This is a genomic window from Pseudomonas sp. NPDC089534 (assembly GCF_044749305.1).
GTDB classification, from domain to species: domain Bacteria; phylum Pseudomonadota; class Gammaproteobacteria; order Pseudomonadales; family Pseudomonadaceae; genus Aquipseudomonas; species Aquipseudomonas ekonensis.
Map to the genome: position 1 here is coordinate 1 of NZ_JBIVHR010000192.1, position 2,754 is coordinate 2,754.

At 55.9% G+C, this 2,754-nt stretch carries 3 protein-coding genes and 2 tRNA genes; all 5 read right to left on the reverse strand.

Features of this window, described 5'->3' with window-relative positions; genetic code table 11:
• Positions 1-110 precede the first annotated feature (110 nt).
• Positions 111-184 (reverse strand) — tRNA-Gly (locus ACIP0B_RS28215).
• Between the two features lie 25 nt (positions 185-209).
• Positions 210-294 (reverse strand) — tRNA-Tyr (locus ACIP0B_RS28220).
• 143 nt (positions 295-437) lie between these two features.
• On the reverse strand, positions 438-875 hold the full coding sequence (locus tag ACIP0B_RS28225; RefSeq protein WP_400838435.1) for a hypothetical protein: 438 nt from the start codon (positions 873-875) through the stop codon (positions 438-440).
• 7 nt (positions 876-882) lie between these two features.
• The gene (locus ACIP0B_RS28230; protein WP_400838438.1) at positions 883-1,632 is read right to left on the reverse strand and encodes a pantothenate kinase; all 750 of its coding nucleotides are present in this window, start codon (positions 1,630-1,632) and stop codon (positions 883-885) included.
• Positions 1,622-2,575, reverse strand: coding sequence for a bifunctional biotin--[acetyl-CoA-carboxylase] ligase/biotin operon repressor BirA (gene birA / locus ACIP0B_RS28235; protein WP_400838441.1), 954 nt, complete (start codon positions 2,573-2,575; stop codon positions 1,622-1,624). Before birA ends, ACIP0B_RS28230 begins: the two co-directional genes overlap by 11 nt.
• Between the last annotated feature and the right edge of the window lie 179 nt (positions 2,576-2,754).

Below are 2,754 nucleotides of genomic sequence, written 5' to 3' on the forward strand. Positions count from 1 at the left end.
TTGGTAAGGGTGAGGTCAGCGGTTCAAATCCGCTCAAGAGCTCCATATAACAAGGGTGTGCTCTACCAACTGAGCTACAAGAGCGTAACACTTTGCACAACCTGCAAACTTGGAGCGGGTAGCGGGAATCGAACCCGCATCATCAGCTTGGAAGGCTGAGGTTCTACCACTAAACTATACCCGCGGAGCCTGCAGCTCACGCTAAAATCTGGTGGAGGGGGAAGGATTCGAACCTTCGAAGTCGTAGACGTCAGATTTACAGTCTGATCCCTTTGGCCGCTCGGGAACCCCTCCTAAGCGAGCCGGCATTTTACTCTATGCCGACCTTCTGTCAAGCATTTTCTCATTTAAAATCTTGAGGTTAGCTGCTTTGACATCGCCCCACCTCTTCAACCTCTTCAGGTCTTCGCTGTGGAGCGGGCGCCATTCTATGCAAACTATTCGGAGGGCGCAACCCCCTCACACATCATTATTTTATGTTTTAACTCATTGAATTCCTTGGAAAGGTTTTGCAGCTGCCCTTCGTCCAGCAAACCCTGGCTTTCAGGCGGGATACGGAACCAATAGGCAGCCTCGGACGACTCTTTCTGCAGCTGCTGAGCCTTGATGCCTAACTCGGTAAAACGCCGACCGAGAAGCTGAGCCTCCTCAGCCCTGCCAACACCACCTACGTACAGACACTCGCCGGCGGCCGGCGTGAAACTCTTTTTCTCGCGAGAAACGCCCTTGGCCTCGCTGAGCAAGCGAATATCCTGCTGTGCCCCCCGATAGAGGCTCAGAGTCGTGACGTCCTTTGCGCGCAAAGGCGCTTCCTGCTGATGCCAGACGTAATAAAACACATTGAGAACCAAAAGCAGCAGGAACAACCAACGCATACGTACCTCAGGAAAAAGGACAGGCCATCGCCAGGCCCACGAACACCAAATCGGGAACGACCCTTGCTCCCGGCACCACTCCCGATACCAGGTCGGCATCGCCCCCTGTCACAAAGACAGTGAAGGCATCCCCCCAGTAGCTGCGGGCCAGCTCGATCTGAGTCAACACAAACCCCCTCAGCATCAACGAGCAACCGCGTTCCACCGCCTCCACAGTACTGCGCCCAGGCGCATGACTCACCATCGCGCGCTCGGCCGCCTGATCCCCATAACGAATCTTTCGGGTATGAGTCCTCAACTGGTTGCGCATGAGCGGCATGCCGGGGCAAATGAAACCACCCAGATGTTCGCCGTCCGCCGCAACGAAGTCGGCGGTCACCGCGGTACCGAAATCGAGAACCAGACATGCGCCCGAGGCCAGGCGAAAGCCCCCAAGCATCGCCAACCAACGGTCGAGCCCCAGGCGCTCATAATCTTCATATCCGTTTCTGACTCCGGACATTTCACGCGCCGGCGCCGCACATGCAACAGGCAAGCGAAAATCACGCTCCAGGAGCTTGATGAGATCGCTGGTCTCCTCCGCAGTTCTAACGCTAACCAGGCGACAGCGGTGCAGCGAGACGCCATCCAGCCCATGCAAGGCGTCGAGCAGCGCCTGGTCAGAGTCAACAACGCCCTCTTGAACCACCGCGTCGGCCTGGGTGGTCAGCACTCGCCACTTTATAAAGCTGTTACCGCAATCGAGCTCAAGAATCATCACGCAACCTCAAACTGAGCTCACCACCGCTATAGGTTTTTTCCACACCATCCACCTTCAGACGCAATGCACCATGGCTGTCGATGCCAAGCGCCACGCCGTCCGTTCGATTGACGCCGGCAGTGAGAGAAACCGGTTGATCCTGCCACAGGTGATTGCTTTCCCACTCCGCCTGGAGCACAGAGAACCCTTCGACCTGATGACGCCGCAGATAAGTCTGAAGCTGATGGCTCAATTCAACCAAAAGCAGGTTCCGGTCATGGTTTTTGCCTGACTCGAGCCGCATCGACGTCCATTGCTGATCAACCTCGTCCGCAACCTGCATATTGACGTTGATACCGATACCTAGCACCACATGGCAGACATCAGCCGGATCACCGACAATTTCAAGCAAGATGCCGGCAATTTTCTTTCGCCCAACCAGAACATCATTAGGCCACTTCAACCCCAATCCAGGCACACCTAGCTTGCGCAAGGCCTGCAGAACCGCCAGCCCCACAACAAGACTCAACCCCTCCAACTGACGCATACCGCCATCAATGCGCAAAACGAGGCTGTAATAGAGGTTTTCGGCAAACGGACTCACCCATTTGCGACCACGGCGACCACGGCCCGCCAACTGCCGCTCGGCCAGCACCAAAAATGGCGCAGGCCTCCCTTGCTCAATCGCCCGCAACGCTTCCGCGTTGGTCGAATCAATTGAGTCAAGGATGAAGGACGGCCAGTCCTTTAGCTCCTCCGCTATCTTGTGAGGATCAAGCAATGTCAAGGGAGCCGCCAATTGGTAGCCCCGCCCCCGGACTTTATGAATGGACAGCCCGAGCTCGGTCTCCAGATGCTGGAGTTGCTTCCATACGGCACTTCGACTGATGCCTAACGCGGCTCCCAGGGCCTGACCGGAATGGAACTGACCATCCTTCAGGAGATTCAACAACGTCAGCATGCGGATCTCGCCTCGTAATGAGGCCCGAATGATAGCCATGCCCTGCACCGTTGCATAGAAAGTCGACGCACAGAACTTTCCTGCGGGCAAAACAAAACCCCAACCGCTTTCGCAGTTGGGGTTTCGGAATTTAATCTTGACGATGACCTACTCTCACATGGGGAAACCCCACACTACCA